The organism is Flavobacterium sp. LM4 (assembly GCF_002017935.1).
Lineage (GTDB): Bacteria > Bacteroidota > Bacteroidia > Flavobacteriales > Flavobacteriaceae > Flavobacterium > Flavobacterium chungangense.
In genome coordinates this window covers 981,024-1,001,213 of record NZ_MUFW01000001.1, presented here as the reverse complement: position 1 = coordinate 1,001,213, position 20,190 = coordinate 981,024, and the positions used below count along the sequence as shown (strand labels likewise).

Sequence of the window (20,190 nt, the reverse complement as noted above, 5' to 3'; positions counted from 1 at the left end):
TTACAAGATTTATAAGATATACGTATCCTATTGTCCATGTTCATGCACCTCTATTCTGTTATATCCAAGATCGCGTCCCGGGTGTAGTTGTTCTAAGCTGTATATTTTTAAATCAAAAATCATTTTATATGTTGTATTATATTTTGAAATCATTTTTATCTGAAAATCTTTGTTCTGATTTTCTTCGGCAAAGATAAAGTCGAAAAAATCAATTATCCAAATTATTTTTCAAATTATTTTATTGACTATCAGTAATTTACGATTCAATTTTGAAAATAAAAATCCTGTCCGCATACTGGTGCAGATTTCTTTTTGTATCAAATGACTGTCTCTCATCAGATTACTTTTCAAGATTATATTTCACTATTTTGATTAATCATTAAACATTTTTTGTACAATTTTTTTAAATTATTTTTGATTAAAGTCTTTTTACTCATTTTTTGATGTGCTTTTTTCAGTCTTAAACAAAAAAAGCGCCCTGCTTTGAGGACGCTTTTATATTTTATGTTGAGTTTTAACTCTAAATTTTACATTTCAATTTCATAAAAATACATATTACATCCTGATTTTTTAGCCGGAAGATATCCTGCTAAATGGTCAAAATTTTGTTCTATTGAAAGTTTCATATGTATTTCTTTTATTTTAATTCGACGCAAATGTAGTCCTTTATATCTTAAATTAACAAATTTTTATGAAATTTTTAAATTCAAATTTTCAAGCCAATAATTTTAAGCATAGGTTTTATCAATCTGACTTAAAATAGTTGGGTCCTGAATTTCATTATCTTTGGCAAATAATAAAACTTTAGACATTACTTCAGCCGATTTCGGATCATCATCTGCAAATGGAAGGAACAAACGTCCTCTGTGCTGCGAATGAATCGGCAGAACCGATAAATATTTACCTGGAAGCTGATGCACCACCGCACTGCCTAAATGTACGCTGTAATCCGCCAGTTGCCCCTTTATAATAGCATGATTTTCTTTGATTTCAACATTTTTCACTTTAAACAGTCGAAGTGTTTCTCTCAATAAAACGCCTCTCATTTCGATAGAAGAATGACTTGCTTCCGGATCTACACCGCCAACATGGGCGACACTTACAACCAAATCAATATCACGCATTACTTCTGAGAAAATCCTCGGATTGATATCTTTAAAGGCAATGTTTTTATAATCTTTTAAAGAATGAAATTCAATCGTTTCTAAAGTTGGACTTTCAACATCTGCTGGCGAAAACCAATCTGCCATCGCATACATTTTTACCTGATAACCTTCTTTATGGAAAACTTTCTGCAATCCTTCTTCATAATCTACTTTCCAGCCCCTTGTTTTCAATAAAGCTAAAGTTTGATTCGGCTGAACCTGATGTCCGGCGTAACGTCTCGAAATTGATTTTTCTTTCAATTCATCTGGCGTTGGAACATACAATTCTCTGAAAACCTGTTTAAACGGCTGTTGTAATTTAGTATCAAAACAATATTTCTGATAATCAACCCAAACATTATTTTTGTGTAAATCAAAACAGTGTGCAATTCTAAAAGTCTGCTTTTCATTTAATGAAATCATTTCTCCTAAACCCGTTACCAAACTTCCATCGACATAAAAACCAATCTGATCGTCGTTTGAGATAAAAACTAATTTTTCTAAATGTTTCGAAATAATTGGATGTTCAAAAAGATTCTGCATTTCTGCGAATAAAAACTCGTCTCCGCGAATCATGCTTTCTTCCAGACCTTTTCTTGAACGCGTCCATTGCTCGCGCATGGTTTTTCTGTAATTTGTCAATTCCAGAATGCCTTTGTCTTTTTTGTATTTCGGCGGAATCGATTTCAATTCTTTCCCTGCCTTATACGTAACTAAATCTGCTTTTCCTTCTTTGTTAATGACCAAACTAATCGTAACATCATCTAAAACCACTTCGGTTTCTTTTGATAAGATATTCTGAACTTGCTTCGTTTCCATTGCCCAGGTCAGACGAACTGGATCCGGATAACCGGCATTTCTCGCCAGGTTTTCTAGCGCCACACGAATGGCCAAAGCTTCACTCGCCTGTTTCATCGAACCAAATTCTTTGCTTTCTTTTTTGAACTGTTGTAAATATTCGTAACGTGCCAAAATATCTTTTTCCGGACTTGCCTTACTCAAAGGAACTAATCCGTACACCCTTAAATAATCCTGATCGCGTTTGTCTTTTACTTTGGCGGTAACTTCTCTAATTTTTAAATCTCCCGTAATCGTGTCGGCATACAATCTCGCACGTCTGTGACCGTTTCCGTCTGTTACGTATTTGGCAGATTCGTATAAAAGTTCCCATTTTGCTTTTCCTAATTTTTTGTAAGCCGATGTAAACCAGTCTTTATCTACAGCGCCATCTTTAAAATCCTGCAAATCTAAAGTCGAAAATCTTGCCGCTTCACTTTCCAGTTCTGAATTAGTAGCACTGTAAGTAGCCGTTTTGGTGTGCGCATGAAACCACCAGATTCCTTCATCCAGACCCTTCCAGTCTAAATAACTGCTGATAAACTTTTGCCATTGCGGTGCATAAATAGCCGTCTGAATCAATCTTTCTTCTGAGATTTTGGCTTTTTTAATTAATGCATCAAAACTTTCCTGTGTATCGGTTTCTAACGGATAACATCTTTTCAATAAGAAACTGAATAATTTCTGTTTCGTTAAATCGGTATACCCCCACGAATAGATATAACCTTTGTACAAACTTGCTTTTCCGAGAGCCGTAATTAGTTCGACCAAACGGCTGGCGCCAAAAATCTTCTGGAAACTCTGTACCAAATGTGTTACCGAAGTATTCGAATCGCCTCTTTTGACCTCAACATCCAAAAATGTTTCCCTTATTTTGTCCATCATCGGAACCAGAAAAGGGAATCTTTTAATTAAATCCTCACTACCAAAATGTCTATAATGTTTACTTTCACTAGTTAAAACAGAAATTCTTTCACTTTCTAAAATACCTTCATACAATTCGCCTTCAGTAATTAATTTTTGCTCAAATGCAACACAATACAAATGAATTGGCGGTTTGGCAAAAGATCTGTTTTTTTCTAAACCGTTTAGTTGTCTCCACCTGTACAGATTCCAGACTTTTGCATTTTGTTCTTTTGTTAAATCAAGCAATCCGATTTTGTTCAGGTAGATATCAAAAAGGCCCTGATTCTGCCAGCCATTCCCGTTGTTATTATTGTAATAATACTCGTCTTTAGCAGGTTTGTATTCAAACTCGATTACCGATTTCGGAAGATCAGCATACAAATTGCTGCAGGCGTCGATTAGGAAATCGGCTTTTTCTTCAAAGGAATATTTTAATTGTAAAGCATTTAAAATCTGCAAAATAGCATTATCCCAATCGTAGCCTCTTTTGTTTTGGTGCGGCAATAATTCTTTATAATAAAAAACATGCTTTTCCAGAAAATCCCTACAGATTTTTCGGTCACAATTGCTTACCAGTGTCATTAAAAACAAATCTCTTTCGGCTAAACCTGATTTTTCAAACCATTCTGCCCAAACCTCATACAACGGATAATTGGTTGCTGCTAATTCTGAGTCTTTTTCGTCTTTTAGATTTTTTAATGTTCTAAACGTATTGCCAAGCAAAACAGTCGATTTGCTGTTGTCGTAGTTCTCAATTTCGTATTCGTAGTTTCTGTTCGCTTCATACAATTTATAAAGCTTCTCGATCTCAGTTTTAATATGCGACATCGATTTGGAGAAACCGTATTGTTCTGCTTTTACTGATTTAGCATACAAAGAATCTGCTTTTGGTTTTGGCAGTTCGTAAGGAGAAAATTCATTTGGCGTAAAAAATCCATAACCGTTTTCTGCACTTAAAAGATCTTTCTTTTTAGAAGGCTCTAACTGCTCAATAAATTTGGTTTCTTTCTCGGTAATTTTCGGTCTTTGCTGATATTCTTTTACCCAGTCATTTACTTTATCTGTCAGTTTGTTATTTTTCTGAAGCTGGAGCATCAAATCCAAAACCGACATACGCTGTTCTAAATCGCCTTTTTCTAAAGTCTGATGAACAAAATTGATCACTTTTTGGTCTTCCTGCTTTATCAGAATTGCCGTTAAATTCTTCTTTAAATTCGAATTTTTACGTTTAAATAATTCCTGAAAACCGGCTAATTCCTCTTCGGTTAAACTCAGATTATTCAAAACATTAACCGCCGAAGCCACAAGAGATTCCCCTCTGTCCTTTAGAATTCGCAGCGCAAAACTCCTCTGAAAATCGGTTGGTTCTTTTTTATCGTTATTGTTTTGATGGCTGTTGAAAGAATAACTGTAAAAACTGCCTAATAAATTTCGGGTCAGTTTTTCCCTTAAGTGAATCGAAAAGCCTTCAAAATGATTTAAAACCGTTTCTAATCTTTCGTTGTTATCGCCCACCAAATTAATAGCTGAGGAGAAAAGCGTATCTCTTTCGAACTTGATATTCAGCCACGAAAAAACTTTCCCTTCAAACGTTTTTTCTTTTTCGGTAATAGTTTGCGCGAGATGATACACTTTATCAAAGAAATTCGGATAATCCGTATTTTCGATATAAAACTTCGATTTTGTGTTCGCTTCCAGCAAAGCATTCATTCTTGGAACTGCAAATGCCAAAACCTGTAGATTATCATCTTCTAATGCTTTAAAATACAGCGGCATTTCGATATAGGGGTCGTTCGTTTCCCCGGCAAATTTTAGTGCCAGCGATTTCTTTTCAACCGTACCGTTTTGTAGTAATTCATTCAGATACGGAACTGTTTTCTCTACATCAAAAACGCCCTGAACCCAAAGCGCCATATAGACTTCTTTATTATTTTTACTCTTTATGCCATTCGGAATCGTTTCCGGATTGGTAAAATATCCATGAGCCAATTCGATAATATTTCGAACCGTAGTTTCTTTTTCAGATTCCCAGCCCAGACCTGTCCACGTATCAATTGCTCTTACAACCGATGAAAAACGGGTCAGTTTATTATCTATCAGCACTTTAATCATGTATTGCAAAGCTCCGATACTCGTTTCGTCTAAGGCTTCTAAAACTGTCTGTCGCAAGCCTTCCTGACGCTGCGCAGCAAGCAATAATTTTTCTACCAATTCCCAGTTTTCCTGCTTTTCGCTGTTTAAAAGGGCTTTGATGATATTTCTGGACACTTTTCCGTGTGGCTCTTTATTGAAAATTATGTCTTCGAATAATTGAAAAAAACCTTCTTTACCAGCATCCAGCGCTGCCGACCAAACCATGAACTTATTAACCGAATTTGAAATTTCGGTATCATAACGAATTTCGTCTTCGATACTCAAATCATAGTAAAAAGTAGTGCTGTCCTGATAATTGTATTTACTCGATCCGTTTAATAAAGAGCGTAGAAAATTGACCTGATTAACCAACAAATAATTTTTATGGTTTGGCGCCCTAAAAGAACGTCTTGTATACCCATCCTGATACATTTTTTGAGGCAGTCTGTTCCAGGCTTCTTTTACATAAGCCGCGTTTTCTTCTCCGAAAAAATAAAGCAGCAAATCGTAGTAATTTTTGTCTTCCCACAAATTCTCTTGTATCAAAGCAGCAAACTTTTCGGCTTCTTTTGATCCTAAAGAAATATAATTACTGTAATAATTGTCCTTAAGTTTCAGGAGTTCGAGACCAAACTCCGCCACTTCTTTTTTCAGTTTTGTTTTTAATAATAATTTAGAAACCAGATTACTGTTTACAATTTCTTCCAGTTCTTTTTTAAATCTCTTAATTGGATTTTCAATTACTTTACTTTTTAAAAGATCTTCTATCGTCATGATTTTGAAGTTATGGATTATAAGTTATGAGTTTAGGCTGTGGGCTTTGAGTTATCGTTGTTACGTATTTTATTGAACTAAATGTCACTTACTATAATAACTGACTTAATTTATTTTTGAAATTGACATTTAAATTGTTTTTTTGAAATTGACATTGATTTTTGAAATTGATATTGCCATTGATATTGACTACCAGTAGCTTCCCGCCAAAAAGGTCAGCCTGATAAACGTAATCGCTTTATTTTGAGACAAATCAATTTGTTTCGTTAGCGTTTCCAGTTGATCGTCACCATAGAAAACAGCATATAAACCGTCTTCGAAAGCCTGAATAGCTGTTTCCTGTGCTTTTGCCAGATTGACTTTGTTGTGGTTGTAAATTGCCCCGAAACCTGCTTTTCCCGTATCGGTTAAGATGGGAAGGTAATTTTCTTTTGGAAAATGGATTTTGTCTTCGTCTTCAAACTCAAATGAAGATGCATTGAATAATTGTACCTGATGATCTACAATCGATTCTATGAGTTGTTGCGTGGTAATTACAGAATTTTCTATAGCCAGCGCTATACTTTTTTCCTGCAGGAGCGGATGTTTTTTTCCTAATTGTTTAACAGAGATGCTTATATTCATTAATACCGGCTTTTATTTTGAAAGATGTAAAATACTAAATTAAAAAATAGGATTATACTGAGATAACCTTATTTTAATGTTAAAAATAATGTTTACAACCTGACTATAAAAGTAGTTTTTGATTTCAAAAAAATACCCTGCCAATTGGTATTGGCAGGGTTTGGGTTTTTATTGGTAACTATTTTTCGGTTAGTTAATCCTGGCTAGACTTATTTTTTCGAGTGTTACTTTTGCATCTCCTGTTCCGGTCTTTTTTATGATGATTTCGAAATCACTGGCTGAATTTGATAAATCATCTGAAATATAATAGGCAAAATTAAGTTTTACCCCATTTTCGCTTATACCGTGATTCTCTTCCATTCCGTGATCGTGTGCTACGCCAAAGAAAGTCATTACCCCGACATATTGATCTTTTTTTCCGGGATAACGAAGATAAACGGTATAATAATCTTTTGGCTCTTTGTAAACCACAACATCCAGATTTAGCACTATTTTAGCATTCGGTTCGGCTCTAAAAACTTTGTTTGTATTCTTTGCAGGCTGACTCGTCACTTTGTGAGCAAAAGCAGTGCTGTTAAGTGTTTTTCCTATTTTTTGCTCCCATATAATTTTTTCATTTGAGTCCTGAAAAGCAATTACTTTTTTCGGTTTTGCCGTATTAGCTGCCAAAACCGGAACTTTAGACCCATAAAGCAAATTATCATATTTATAATCTAAATTAAAAACGATATCATACACTTCATCCATTGTATAACTTACGTGACCGCCGCTTGGAGTTATAAATTCATAAGGCCACGGATTGGCTTTGAGGTCTTCACGTGTCGGGCGCTGACCGTAACCCGAGACATCCCAGGATTCCCAAATTCGGTCAATCATACTGTGGTGCAGCCAGAAAACCGGATCAAATCCTGCCGAAGGAACATTTGCCATCAATCCAGAAAAATTATCCTTCTGATAAATTTCGTTGTAAAAAGTTTCTGCCGGATCAGCATACTCTGCTCCAATAAGATCATGCATATAACCATGAGGCGCTTTTTCTAAACTTTTACTAAATCCTGCCGATCCTGAAAACGACGGGTTTGTTTTTAACTCATTAAGAGCTAACTGAATGGATTCTACCTGATCTGCAAGAATTGGTTTTCCGTTATTAAGAATACTGTATCGGGATTGTATATAAAGTGCCCCCGATTTATCCCTTATTTTTTCCGGCATAATATTGTCAACCGTTTCCGTGCTTCCGTAATTCCAATACGGCAGAGCAAAATCTTTCTTTCCCGATAAATCGCGTACAATTTGTTCTAAATGCCAAATGTACATTCTGTGCCATAAAAGAAAATTCAGATCTGAACTTGGTGATTCTCTTTTATGCGTACAATCACTCCACGCCCATAATTTGTCTTTGAAAGTCTGATACTCCGGACAAAGTTTATTTTTTCCCTCAATTTCATTCGGAATATTATGTATTGCGCCCTGATAATACCAGGAAAGTCCTTTCTCACAGCCCAATTCGCGCATTTTTTTAAAAGCCACATTCATGGCCTCAAGATCTGCTTTTCCTTCGGGCGTATTGGCATTGTGCCGAACGTATTGTATTTTATTTTTATTCTGACCATGGCTTAGGCCCGTTATCAGAATAATAAGGAGTACTGTAATTTTCTTTTTCATTTTGCTGATTTTTTAAGGTTACTGTTGATTTGTTTATTTAGGTTAAAGTGCTTCTACTTCAAAGGTTAAAACTTTGGCATATTCGGGATTGGCTTTATCATAGATTCTAAATTTTACCGTACCGCTTCCTGTTTTGTTGGCAGGAATTACATGAATGGCAATAAATCCCTGCTGATCGGCATTGAGCTTTCTAAAAGCAGAACCTTTCGGAATTCCGATCTGGCAGGCTCCGTGCTGGCACATCGAGCAGTCCCATTCTTTTGGAAATGAATTGTATATCGTTTCCCAAACGAGGTAAATTGGTCCATCCGAAATATTTTCGACTTTGATTTTAGAAATATCCAGTCGTTTGCTTTTTTGCACGCTTTCTTTGTTTACTGAACTTCCTACAACAGAAAAAGTAGGTTTGGTTTGTGCAAAAGCGAAGGAAAATGAAAGAAGAAGAAGAATAAAGCAAATTAGTCTTATTTTCATGATAAATGGGTTTAAATTATTAATAAAAGACAGGAATTGCCGCTTTGTAATTTGTCTTCTTTGAAGCGGGATTTATAAAACGATATTTGATTTTTTCTGTTTCTGCTGTATCGCCTAAATAAGCCAGCAGTTCGAAACATTCGCCCGGGTGCAGCTTTAGCTGATATCCTTTTGATACTGTTTTGATATTAAAGTCTTTCCCGTACAGTAAATGAAGTTTTGTCCGGGACGGAAACACGATTTCGTGCTCATATAAACCTGCATTTACTAACCGAAGCAAAAGCGTATCTTTTTTGTGCACCAAGGACTGTAAGCCTTTATTTTTATCTAAAGTTTCGCCATTGATTAAGAAATAATTCGGTTTGTATTTAGGAAGAATGATAGCCTTGTTTGAAGAATCATATTCGGTTCCCATAATGGTATCAGTGTGCCATTGTGTATCTAATTCGTTACTGCACCACATTACTTCTTTCGAAGGTTTGACAGACGAATACTCATTTTCTTTAGGCCGAATAACAATCACGCCAAACATTCCGGCCTGAAGATTGAAAGGATAATTTTCGGGACTGTAATACAAATAGGTTCCTGATTTTTTTGCCTGAAACGAATAAAATCCGTGTTCCATATGATGAATCGCTTCTTTTTCTTTCATGATCTCGTTTTCCTTATCATGTTGTACAAAGTCAATTTCTTTGCAGTATAATGAAACCGGATTTCCCTGCGAGATATTCCAAAAATCGATAAGGATACTATTACCTTCTTTTATATCGATATAAGATCCCGGAAAAGTAATCTGTCCCGAAAGCGAATCAGCAAAACCAAAAGTTCGGATAACAGTATTATCCAGTTCCAGTTTTCCTGTTGTTCTTCCAATAATTAATCTTTCGTTTTGAGAAAACAACAAGGCACTAAAGAATAAAAAAGAACAGACCCATATGATTTTATTGCAGTTTTTCATTTCTAAACCCAAATTATTGTTCAATACCAGCTTTGATATTACAATTCAAATTTAGAGCTATAAAAAATGAAAAGACTGCGTACAAACACCTGTTTTTGCAGTATAAATCTTAAAATATCTGATATTTTTCCGGTTTTGGCCCTGAAATAAAATGAGGATTTACTAAAACTGAATTTTGCACTAACAAAAAAATCGCCCTGAAACCGGAGCGATTTGTTATGTTGTTTAGGAATATAATTCTTGTTTGATTTAGAAAATTCTTTTAAATTCTTTTCTTCTTTTCTTTTGATTTACTCATTTCGCTAAGCCTTTTTGCCTGTGCCCTTGCTTGTTCTAAAGTTACAGGTTTCTGCTTTTCTAACTGTTTCATGGCTATCTCGGCTCTTTCTTTAAAAGTTAATTTGCAGTTCATGTTACATGGATTTGGATGTTAAATATAGAATTATTTTACAGATACAACTCTTCCCTAATTTTGATCAAAGTCTGAATAGCTTTTTCTTCATCCGGTTTTTCAGGTAAAGTTGAGGTTTGATAATGATTTTCGATTGAAGCAATTAGATTATCCGCCATTTCCAGTAAATCATCGTATTCTCTGTTTCCGGCTTTAATATCTAAAAGTTCTTCACGATTGGAAACCCTGATATTTAATTTCCCTGTTGAAAGAATCTGCTCTGCCGTTTGCAAAAGCCTGATGGTGTGCATCATATTTTTGCTGTCGTAATTTTTTCCGTGCTGCTGGTTGGTGTTGTAGCGGTCTTCGTTGCGTTTTTCGATCCAGTTCCAGTATTCTGTGTATTCTTTGCAATATTTAGAATAGCCGTCCTGATTACACGACAAATAACCGATTAGTTTTTCACCTTTTGGAATCGATGAAACCGAAACTTCATTTGAGTTTTCTTTCTGAGTAATGCCTTTGTAGCCTAAAGTTTTATTTTTATCATAAAACAAAGCAAACATTCCTTTTGAATTGGGAAGATCGACCAAACCAATTTGTTCCTGCTTTAAATCATTTTCCGTCAGAAATTCTAATACCGAAACGGTTTTATAATCTTCTAAAACATAACAAAAATCCAAAAGACTTTTCTTTTCCTTTGGTAACGGATTTACGATTTTCTTGTTTAAACCTCTCGCCTTTTTGATTTGCGTTACGGCATAACCGGCAAAAGAATCTTTGCAGAGTTTCGATAAAAAATCTTCAAGCTTCAAATGCTCCATTAAGGGATGTTTGTACAAAATACAGTCTTCCGGCGAAGCCAGAATCTCCAAAATATTAGGATTGTTTTTGATGAGTAATTCTACAAAACGACCAATTTCGTAATACACCTCATCATTGGTTTCATTACTGATCTGCGGAATATAATCTAACCCAAAGAATTTTTCTTTTGGCAGATAATAAACACCTTTGATATCGGTATCAGATGTTGGTGTATGTAACCCAAACGATTTACTTCCCGAAATGACTTCGAAAAGGATTAGGGTTTGGGATTTTAGGGTTTGGATGGTCATTTTATAAATATTTTGAATCCTTTTCAAATAGGATTAGGGGATTATTTCTGATATCGTATATCGTTAAAAACCTATAACTTATATCCTTTATATAACTTAAAGGAATTGCCTCTTTAGTTATGAAAACATATTCTATAGAAAAATTAGAATAATCAATATTACTGTTAAGTATCTTTAAAGAATTTTTATCCTCATTCAACCACTCCTCTCTCTTTTCTACTTTTTGAATCCAACCTTTATCGCTTTTTTTTATAAAATTATTTATTTCTCGATTCATTTCATATGGTGTTCTAGCAAAATTTGTATTCTTACTTTCAATACAAACTATTTTCTTTAAATCAACTTGAACTAACAATATATCAAAATCTCCCAAATCTAAATTATTTCTCAAAACATCTGACTTCTTTGGCCCAATAGTAACTTCCTTTTCTATAATTAAGCAATTCAGATTTGATTTGATTAATCCGAATAAATCATTATTAAATTCTTCTCCTTTCTTTAAATTTATTTTTGACAAAAATGAATTCATTTTTGCTTTTTTAGAATTAAACCTACCTGACAATATTATACTATACAAATTTTCAAATGAATCATATAATTCTCTTGACCCATAATAAATTTTTTCTTGTTTTTCAGTTTTCCTAATTATAAAAGGTTTTTGCAATAATGATTTTTTTCTATTAAATCTCCATGGATAATTTTCATCATTCTCTGAATGAAAATAATTAATTTGATTAGTAACACTAACATTTATTGAAAGAGTATTAATAATCTTTTCAACCTCACTAAATTCTAAATTGAGTTTTTTACTTAAAATAGAAATAAAATCATTTTTATTTTTTGATACAACTGAAGTATTCTCCTCAAATGCAATTATAACACTTTCAAAAATAATATCGTTAAAATTATTATAATCAATTTCAAATTCATCTTCAAAAGCTAATTCAAATTCACCTTTTTCAATATTACCATCTGTTTCATCAGTCTTCGATAATTTAAAATGTTCATTAATAAACACATTAGAATAATCAGAAATATCTTCTTTAAATTTTTCATTATAAAATGGCTCAATACTTTTACTTCTAAATTCTTTACTATTACCAATTCTTCCTGATTTTAAAATTGAAATATTAATATCAGCTATATTAAAAATATGTTCATCATATAAAAATCCCCAATTAATTATATTATTCATTAAAGCAATAGTTTCGTCAAATTTATTACTATCAAAATATTCATTCCCATTTGGTGGATTATTAACAACATATTCTATTAAACATCTAAGACTCAAAGAAATTTGAGTGTTCTTTTTAAATTCATCAGAAATATTTTTTTTGATATCACAATGATTTTTAAAACATTCAATTTTTGGAGTTAATTGAAACTTACCATGTTCTCTATTAAAAATAATCCGTTCATAAAAACTAAGTAATATTACAATAACATCTTCAAAATCAAACTTGACAATACTCTCTTTTATTAAATTATAAAAATGATCAATTACTTTTTTAAGTAACTCTTCTTTATCAATTCCTTTTAACGAGATTTCTTTATCAAATTTCGTATACCCTAATGCTTTAGGGAGATTATCTAATTGCTTATTTACATGATAGAGTGAAAGTTTTCTATTATATCTAATTAGATTTTTAGGATTATTTCGAACATCAATATCTGAAATTTGGAATAATAATTTTTTCTTTTGATTGATTGGAATATTACTTTTAATAAAAACATCGACCTCGTTTAAGCTTAAACTTAAAACTTGTTTTTTTTCTGAATCTTGTATTTGGGATAAAATGTATAAAATTCGCTTAATCAACAAATGCTCTCCTAAATTATCACTCCTATATATTACTTTATAAAAATATGTATTTAGTTTGATGGTAATCTCATTTTCATTTATTGAATAAATGATTTGTTCAAATGGATCAACTGAACTATCTAAATTATCAAATTCAGGTAAAATATTCTCTATATAATCAAAATCAATTTTAAATACTAAGGGTTTTATTTTATTGAGCTTTAAATGTGGGCTTAAGTTTAATGCTATTTCATTAAACCAAAATGCTATTGTAATACATATCTCTATGGTAAAATGATTTTTATCTTCCTCATCAATATTATTTATTGGTTCAATCCAAATTTCTCTTTCGAATGCTCTTGATAAGATTTTATTTGAAAATTGATCAACATTCTTAGTCCTGTAAATTGGCAGATTAGCTGGAAAAAATTCCCTTTCCACGGGAAGGAAAATAAAATCATCTTTTTGGTGATAGATTCCCACATGTGCATCATTCTTTTTAATAGATTCCGTTTTAAATTCAAGTGCGTTGCCAATACTAACAAAAAGACCATCAGGCCTATAATTATCATCTATATAGAAACTTTCTTCATTTTTAATGAACATTGAGATATTATCTAAAAAAAAAGGAGTAATTACCCTGATCTCGGCTTCAGCTTTTGCATAATTATATAAAGTCAAGTTATTTAGTTTACTGCTTTTATGAAGAATTATTAATTCATCCATTCTCAGTCTTAAATTAAAAACCTTTTTATTTAAAATTTCAAATCTAAACATCGTTGGTCTTCCAATTCCTAAAGTAATATTCAGATTAAATATCTCATATTTTTTAAAATCACTATCACTAATTAGATTATTATATGATTTCTTTTGATGTTTCATTATTTCCTTTTGCATCGAATCATCGATATGAGGAGTTAAAGGATAAACTAAATTATAATTTTTACCATTATCAAATTGATAAGTTATATAAGCTAATTTATCAGTATCGAAAGTGTATAACCCTTCATATATAGGTAAATCGGTTTTAATCGTTTTAAAATCAATTCTTTTATATCCAAAATTATCTAATATAAAATTGCATTGCCTCCAACATTCTTTTGATAATTGTTTTATTAAAGCATCTAAACAATTATGTTTCACTCCTAAACTATAAATATTAAAAACTATGGCAAAAACAATATTTGTCGGCGAAACAATTATATAATTATTATCTACCTTGAGAATTGGCTTAAAAATTAGAGGGTTTTCATTTGGATCATTTGTTTCAAAATCATCCTTTGCTAAATCAATTAAAAAGTTATCTAGTAAACTAAAATCAAAATGAATTTTATTACTTAATTTTTCAAATCTTTCTTTACTGAAAATTAGTTTTTCGGTATTCTCATAAAAGAAGTCATCATTAGGAAAATAAATATTATTTGAATCAGTATCTTTATGCGGTAAATTTCTTTCATAGCTTAAAGAAGAGCATATTAAATCCGAAACTATAAGCAAAAAGAATGCAGAACTTAATGCTTCTTTGATAAAAAAATCTGGCAAAGAATTTTTATTTGAAAGTACATTAATTAATGATTGTAAAATATATACTTGTCCCTCTGTGACACCTGAAAAAACAATCATATTTCCTAAAGGTGTCATTATATTTTCTGTAAATAAATTTTCCGGAGGATCTTCCTGATAATTAAACGAATAGTTTTTAGATAAATATTCATTTAGCTTTTTATAATCAATAATATTGTTTTGAATGCTTTTCGATCGTAATGCCTCTTTTTGAATTTCTTCAAGTCTAATATTTTTACCGTGATTTTCTGGTAAAGATTTTAGTAATGCAATAGTAGCTAAAAGCTCCATCTTATTATACTGGCTAAAAAAAGATTGAGGATTTTTTTCAAAACTTTTGTATGTACTGTTTTCTATTTTATTAAGACAACACTTTTTATATTTTATACCACTTCCACATAAACAAAAGTCGTTTCGTCCAATTTTTTTCATAATCTTCTATTTTGCAATTAAGCCCCTAAAAAACAAATCCAACTCCTCATTCATCTTCTTCCCACTTCCCAATTTACTCGCATTCTCCTGATTAAACTGTATCGTTTCCAATAAAAAATCCGTTATTAAAGTTTCTTTTGGATGCAGATACTTTTCATCTTTGTTGGCTTTTATTTGTTGTAATTCTAATATCTTGTCTTGTATCTTTTGTGGTGCAATTGGCAATACATCAGCAAAATCTACGGGCGGAAAGGTATTGTTTTCTATAATCCATTTTCCGGCTAAAGCGGTGCGTAAGGCGTAGAAATAACTTTTTAGTTTTACCTCTTCCATTTCGCAGACTTCCATGAATTTTTTTGTCGTTCCTAAATAATGGTGCAAAACCGCTATTGGCGAAAAACATTTTACGGCTATGTCCTGCATTTGTTTTGCAAAATCATCATTTGCATAATACACAATTGGCGAAAACAACCACTCGATCAAAGGTGCGTTAGATTTTGCCAATAATTTTATGGCTTTCCGTAAATCCCAGCCGGAACCGTCAAGATCGTCTTCGGTCATGAATTCAATTACGTCGGGTTGTTCCCAAAGCGACAAATAATACTCGGGTTTGTGTTTGTAGATAAAACGAATATCATAGTCACTGTCCGGAGAAGCAAATCCCCAGGCACGGCTTCCGGATTCTACGGCAAAGAGTATTTCTACGTCTTTTTGCAGTTCAATTTCTTTTAATTTTTGGAGTATTTTTTCTTTCATGGCTGGTTTCAAATGTAATTAATCGGGAATGTTTTAAACCAAGTAGTAACACGTGATTTTTTTAAAAGGTACTGAGGTTCTAAGTTGCTGAGGTTCTTAGGTTTTTCTTCCCTCTATTTGAATTAATCTCGCGAAGACGCAGAGTCGCAAAGTTTTTATTCTGCAGGATGTTTTAAGTTTTATACTTTGACACTCACACCGCAGAGTTACATAAAATCAAACTTAAACCAAAAAATCCGAAACCAAACGCTGCCTGAATCGGTCAATGGGTTTTAAATCGACATTGGTATCGCCATTGAAAATATCAAAAGGATCGTCGAGGCCGCTAATCAATAAGTACAAATAGCAAAACAGATACGTGATGGCAGAAGTTACCAGATAATCGGCTGAGGGGCTTTTGAATTTGGTAATCAGTAAAAGCGACATTACAATAAACAAAATACTGTGGAGCAAGGTATAAGCCGGCTTAATGAAGTTGTTTCTCGAAATCGAATAGGCACGCGTAAGCTGTTTCCGCATCGCATTGGTGTTTTCCTGTATGCCTTTTATAGCTTCTTTATCGACACCTCTTTCGGCAAAATAATAGGCAATCTCATTTGATTTCCGAATCAACGGAAAGATAATATTAGAATCTTTTCCGTTGGAATTGATCCATTCCACAATGCCATCGGTAATCGCAATCATTTCCTGACGCAAAAAAGCGGGGTTTAATTCTTCCCGGCACAAATCAGAAGTTCCTGTTCTGGGCGCTTTGAAAGCCAGATAAATCCAATCTTTGATTGCTTCGAGATTAGAAGCTATTTCGCCGGGGATTTTTTCACTTTCTTTAAAATCGGTCATCGTTGCTGCCAACAGTAATCCGAAAACAAAAAAAGCACCGGTAAAAATAATCGAAATATCAGCCAGTTCTATCAAATCGTGAAAGTCCTGTCCGTAAAGCGAAAGGTGTTTAAAGATAAAGTTTTTAATTCCTAATACGGCTATTGCCGCAATAAATGATTTTAGAATTATGGTTCTGTTGGTTATAAATTTCATTCAATATTTTTTAGGCAAATTAAACAAATATTACATCTCCTAAACTCATTTACTACAAATAATAAAACGCTATTGCGATTCATCCTGCCGTTGGGACAGCTGTATTCTATTTCAAAAGCTATTAGAAAAATCTTAAATCCCAAAAAAGACTTTAGCATTTCTAGTCGTTTCCTCCGCCACCTTATCCAAAGGAACTCCTTTAAATTGTGCCAATGTTCCGGCAACAAAAGGCAGAAAAGCAGGTTCACAACGGCGTTCGTGGTATTTTTTCAAAAGGCTGTTCGGCACATTTTTTGGCAGCATAAACGGCGCATCGGTTTCGATCATCATTCGGTCAAGCGGTACGTACTGAATGACTTCTTTTAAATGGCTGAAACGTTTGGCATCTGAAATCGCTCCTGTAAACCCGAGATAAAATCCGTTATCGAGATAGGTTTTGGCTTCGGACAGACTTCCCGTAAAACAATGCACCACGCCCTTTGGCAGTTTCGGCAGATAATCTTTTGTGATTTCCATAAATCGGGTAAAAGCAGCTCTTTCGTGCAAAAACAAAGGTTTCTGAACTTCAATCGCCAATTCTAATTGAGCCCTGTAACATTCTTCCTGTTTGTTTCGGGGCGAAAAATCACGATCAAAATCGAGTCCGCATTCGCCAACGGAAACGACGTGTTTCTGCTGTAATACATTCTTTAGTTTCGAAATGCTCTGTGCATCAAAACTCTTCGCGTCATGCGGGTGAATTCCTGCCGTCGCATACAACACGCCTGGATACTGTTTTGCAATTTTAGCAGATTCTTCACTGTTTCGTACGCTTGTGCCTGTTAGTATCATCTGAGATACGTCGGCGTCGACTGCGTCTTGTACGACATCGTCTATGTCGTTTTGGAATTGTTTGTTGGTTAGGTTGATTCCTATGTCTATGTATGTTTTCATATTTTTTTTAAAGTTGCTAAGGTTCTGAGAGGCTGAGATGCTAAGTTTTTTTTTCCTCTCTTTTACCGTTAATTATTATTTTGTTTTTTTTGTCATTAAGGCGCTGAGTTTTTGTTTCACGCAGATTTAAAAAAGATTTAAGCAGACGCTCTCAAATTATATTAAAAAAAATCTAAACAAATCTGCTAAAATCTGCCGAATCTGCGTGAAATATTTTATGCCTTTGTAGTAAAAAAAATCTCGCAAAGTCACGGAGTCGCAAATTTTTTTTTCGTAACGTTTGTCATTTCGACGGAGGAGAAATATCCGTAAGAAGCTCGACAAAGTTTGAACTTTCGTTGCGGAGTTACTTGTGGAGATTTCTCCTTCGTCGAAATGACATAAAATAAGGATATGTTGTGTTAGACGCACTGCAGTGCGCCTCTACATTGAATACTAAAAATCCCCGTAATACACCTGAAAACACGGCAGTTTCAAATCATTTCGCCAGGTATCTACTACTTGGTTTCTATCGTCTAAAACAAATTCTACGAAGTATTTATCTTTTATAAATTCGTTATAGATTTCGGTTTTAATGATCGAATCTTTTCGGCTGTCTTTGGTTTTACGCATGATTAGTTCATCGTATTCGATTTCGTGTTTTTGAAGGAAACGCAATGTTGGTTCTTTGTATCGGTCTTCTCTTCCGGAAACCAGCAATATTTCGTATCCAAGTTTCTTGTAGTTTCTCAACACATTGGCCACCGGATTATTGATTTCATCTTCGTCACATTTGCTTGCATCAAAAGGATTCCGCCCATTCATCAAAGCCAGTGTTCCGTCTAGATCACAGATAATTGCTTTTGGCAGGTTTAGGTTTTGATCGCAGTATTCCAGATTCTTTTCGACTTTTCTGATGGATTTAAAATCAAATTTTTGTTTGGTTTTCTGCAATTGGTGATACATGTTTTCGATTACCTTTTTTGGCACCTTTCGGTCTCTTTTATCATTTCGGCTAAAAAGTTCTTCGAGTGGTAAATCAAAAACTTTAAATTCGATATTGGCCATTTCTGAGAAATCAGCAATAGGTTGTTTAATGTATTCCAGATTTACATTGCAGGTATCCAAAAGTACATTCCATCCATTTGAAAGCAACGTTTTAATCTGCACATTGATAATCTTCGTAATCATGCTTTCTACCGATTGGTCCATTACTTCCTGAAATTGCGAAAACCTGATTTCATCACGACTGATTCGCATGGTTTTGGCTTCAGTTCTCACTTTCCATTCGGCAAACGTACTTTTTCCTGATGCCGGACAGCCGACTAATATCGTTAATGTAGGTATCTTTTTCATTTTATTTTTTTTTTGTCATAAAGTCCAAAGCCTAAAGTCATAAAGTCTGGTAAAAAACAGTACAAAGTTAATATTGACAATGTCTTTCGACTTGCAACTTTATGACTTTAAACTTTTGACTTACTTACAATCTTGGGTCTAATGTTTTTTCTATTTCTTCATTATTGATTCTTTTCAAAAGGAGTAAACGCATTAAATAATTTTCGTAGCCTAAATCTTTGTACGGAATCTGAAGCATCTTCTGATTGATTTCCCAGCCGTTTATCGATTGTTCCAGTTTCTTTTTTACGTTTCTCTTATCGATATAATGCTCAAAATCCTGATGAAAATTCACTCCGTAAATCATCGTGAGATAATTGTTGTTTCTGACTTTAAAACATGGCGGCAGGTTTTTAATGTAATTCTGAGTCGGTTTTATCATGATTCCTTCTTCATTGGCTTCAGTCAGTTTTTCAAAAAAAGCGTAAATCTCTTTTAGCTTTTCTTCTTTATTAGAAGCCGTAATTTCTAAATGCAGAAACGCATCATCATTTACCAGTTCATACGTTAAATTACTGTTTGGCAATACTTCTTCATCCGAAATTTTGACTTCTTTTAAAATCGTGAAAGGCTTAAAATGTATTTCGCCTTCAGTGCCAAACGTATCGATCTGATTTTTGAATACAGTTAAAGATTCCTGCTGCTTATCTAAATCCGGAATTTTTACTGCCTCCAAAGCTTCATACTGACGAACAATATGCGTTTTGTATTTACTGCCAAATTCTTTTCTGGTCAATTGCTTTTTATCCGAAACATAAGCTGTAAAGGATTCCTCATTTTTTACAGCAGTCAGTTTTTCAAGCAATCCTGAAGTTTTCAAATACAAATTGTGCGTTTGTAAAGCATCATAATAACCTGTGAATTCTTTTTCGATTAATCCCGCTCCTAAAACTTTCCACGGCAACAATTCTGAAGCAATCAAAAGTGTTTCGAAATCAGGAAAAGCAAGCAGCATTTTGGCATGTAACGCTTTCAGACTGTTTATCGCCTGTTCTACATTGATGTGATCTAATTTGAAACCATTTCGTGAAACAAAATAGGTTTCATCGAGATTTCTTTTTAGATAAATCGTGCAGTAGGAACCCATATATTTTTTCTGAACTACGAAATCAGTCACACCATTTTTCAAATAATAATTTACCGCTTCTTCGATGCTTTCGATTTCGTTTTTGTCTTTGCTTTTTGGCGCTGGGGAAATGGTTGGCGAAAAATCATTGATCTTATTTGAGCAGAACCACTCTATTCTATTTCTTACTTTAAAATCTAACATCTCT

Annotated in this window: 13 protein-coding genes; all 13 read right to left on the bottom strand. The window is 33.5% G+C overall.

Annotated features, from left to right (window positions below; genetic code table 11):
• Positions 1–728: 728 nt before the first annotated feature.
• Complete coding sequence (locus BXU10_RS04540) at positions 729–5,795, bottom strand: DUF4132 domain-containing protein (protein WP_078226297.1); 5,067 nt, start codon at positions 5,793–5,795, stop codon at positions 729–731.
• Between the two features lie 189 nt (positions 5,796–5,984).
• Positions 5,985–6,419: a hypothetical protein gene (locus BXU10_RS04535; RefSeq protein ID WP_078226296.1), complete on the bottom strand. Its 435-nt coding sequence runs from the start codon at positions 6,417–6,419 to the stop codon at positions 5,985–5,987.
• Positions 6,420–6,608: 189 nt separating this feature from the next.
• Positions 6,609–8,084, bottom strand: coding sequence for a tyrosinase family protein (locus tag BXU10_RS04530; RefSeq protein WP_078226295.1), 1,476 nt, complete (start codon positions 8,082–8,084; stop codon positions 6,609–6,611).
• 42 nt (positions 8,085–8,126) lie between these two features.
• Positions 8,127–8,558, bottom strand: a complete 432-nt coding sequence (locus BXU10_RS04525; RefSeq protein WP_078226294.1) for a hypothetical protein — start codon at positions 8,556–8,558, stop codon at positions 8,127–8,129.
• A 19-nt stretch (positions 8,559–8,577) separates the two neighbouring features.
• The gene (locus BXU10_RS04520) at positions 8,578–9,516 is read right to left on the bottom strand and encodes a multicopper oxidase domain-containing protein (RefSeq protein WP_223255387.1); all 939 of its coding nucleotides are present in this window, start codon (positions 9,514–9,516) and stop codon (positions 8,578–8,580) included.
• Between the two features lie 262 nt (positions 9,517–9,778).
• Complete coding sequence (locus BXU10_RS24935) at positions 9,779–9,928, bottom strand: hypothetical protein (protein WP_189328053.1); 150 nt, start codon at positions 9,926–9,928, stop codon at positions 9,779–9,781.
• A gap of 35 nt (positions 9,929–9,963) precedes the next feature.
• A complete protein-coding gene (locus BXU10_RS04515) occupies positions 9,964–11,022 on the bottom strand; it encodes a DNA polymerase beta superfamily protein (protein ID WP_078226293.1) in 1,059 nt (352 codons plus the stop codon).
• A gap of 1 nt (position 11,023) precedes the next feature.
• On the bottom strand, positions 11,024–14,818 hold the full coding sequence (locus BXU10_RS04510) for a YecA family protein (protein WP_078226292.1): 3,795 nt from the start codon (positions 14,816–14,818) through the stop codon (positions 11,024–11,026).
• Positions 14,819–14,824: 6 nt separating this feature from the next.
• Entirely contained in the window at positions 14,825–15,574 is a 750-nt protein-coding gene (locus tag BXU10_RS04505; RefSeq protein WP_078226291.1) for a nucleotidyltransferase domain-containing protein, read from the bottom strand.
• Positions 15,575–15,796: 222 nt separating this feature from the next.
• Positions 15,797–16,609, bottom strand: coding sequence for a hypothetical protein (locus BXU10_RS04500; protein WP_078226290.1), 813 nt, complete (start codon positions 16,607–16,609; stop codon positions 15,797–15,799).
• 132 nt (positions 16,610–16,741) lie between these two features.
• A complete protein-coding gene (locus BXU10_RS04495; RefSeq protein ID WP_078226289.1) occupies positions 16,742–17,542 on the bottom strand; it encodes a TatD family hydrolase in 801 nt (266 codons plus the stop codon).
• Positions 17,543–17,977: 435 nt separating this feature from the next.
• The gene (locus BXU10_RS04490) at positions 17,978–18,877 is read right to left on the bottom strand and encodes an AAA family ATPase (RefSeq protein WP_078226288.1); all 900 of its coding nucleotides are present in this window, start codon (positions 18,875–18,877) and stop codon (positions 17,978–17,980) included.
• A 124-nt stretch (positions 18,878–19,001) separates the two neighbouring features.
• Entirely contained in the window at positions 19,002–20,186 is a 1,185-nt protein-coding gene (locus BXU10_RS04485) for a hypothetical protein (RefSeq protein WP_078226287.1), read from the bottom strand.
• Between the last annotated feature and the right edge of the window lie 4 nt (positions 20,187–20,190).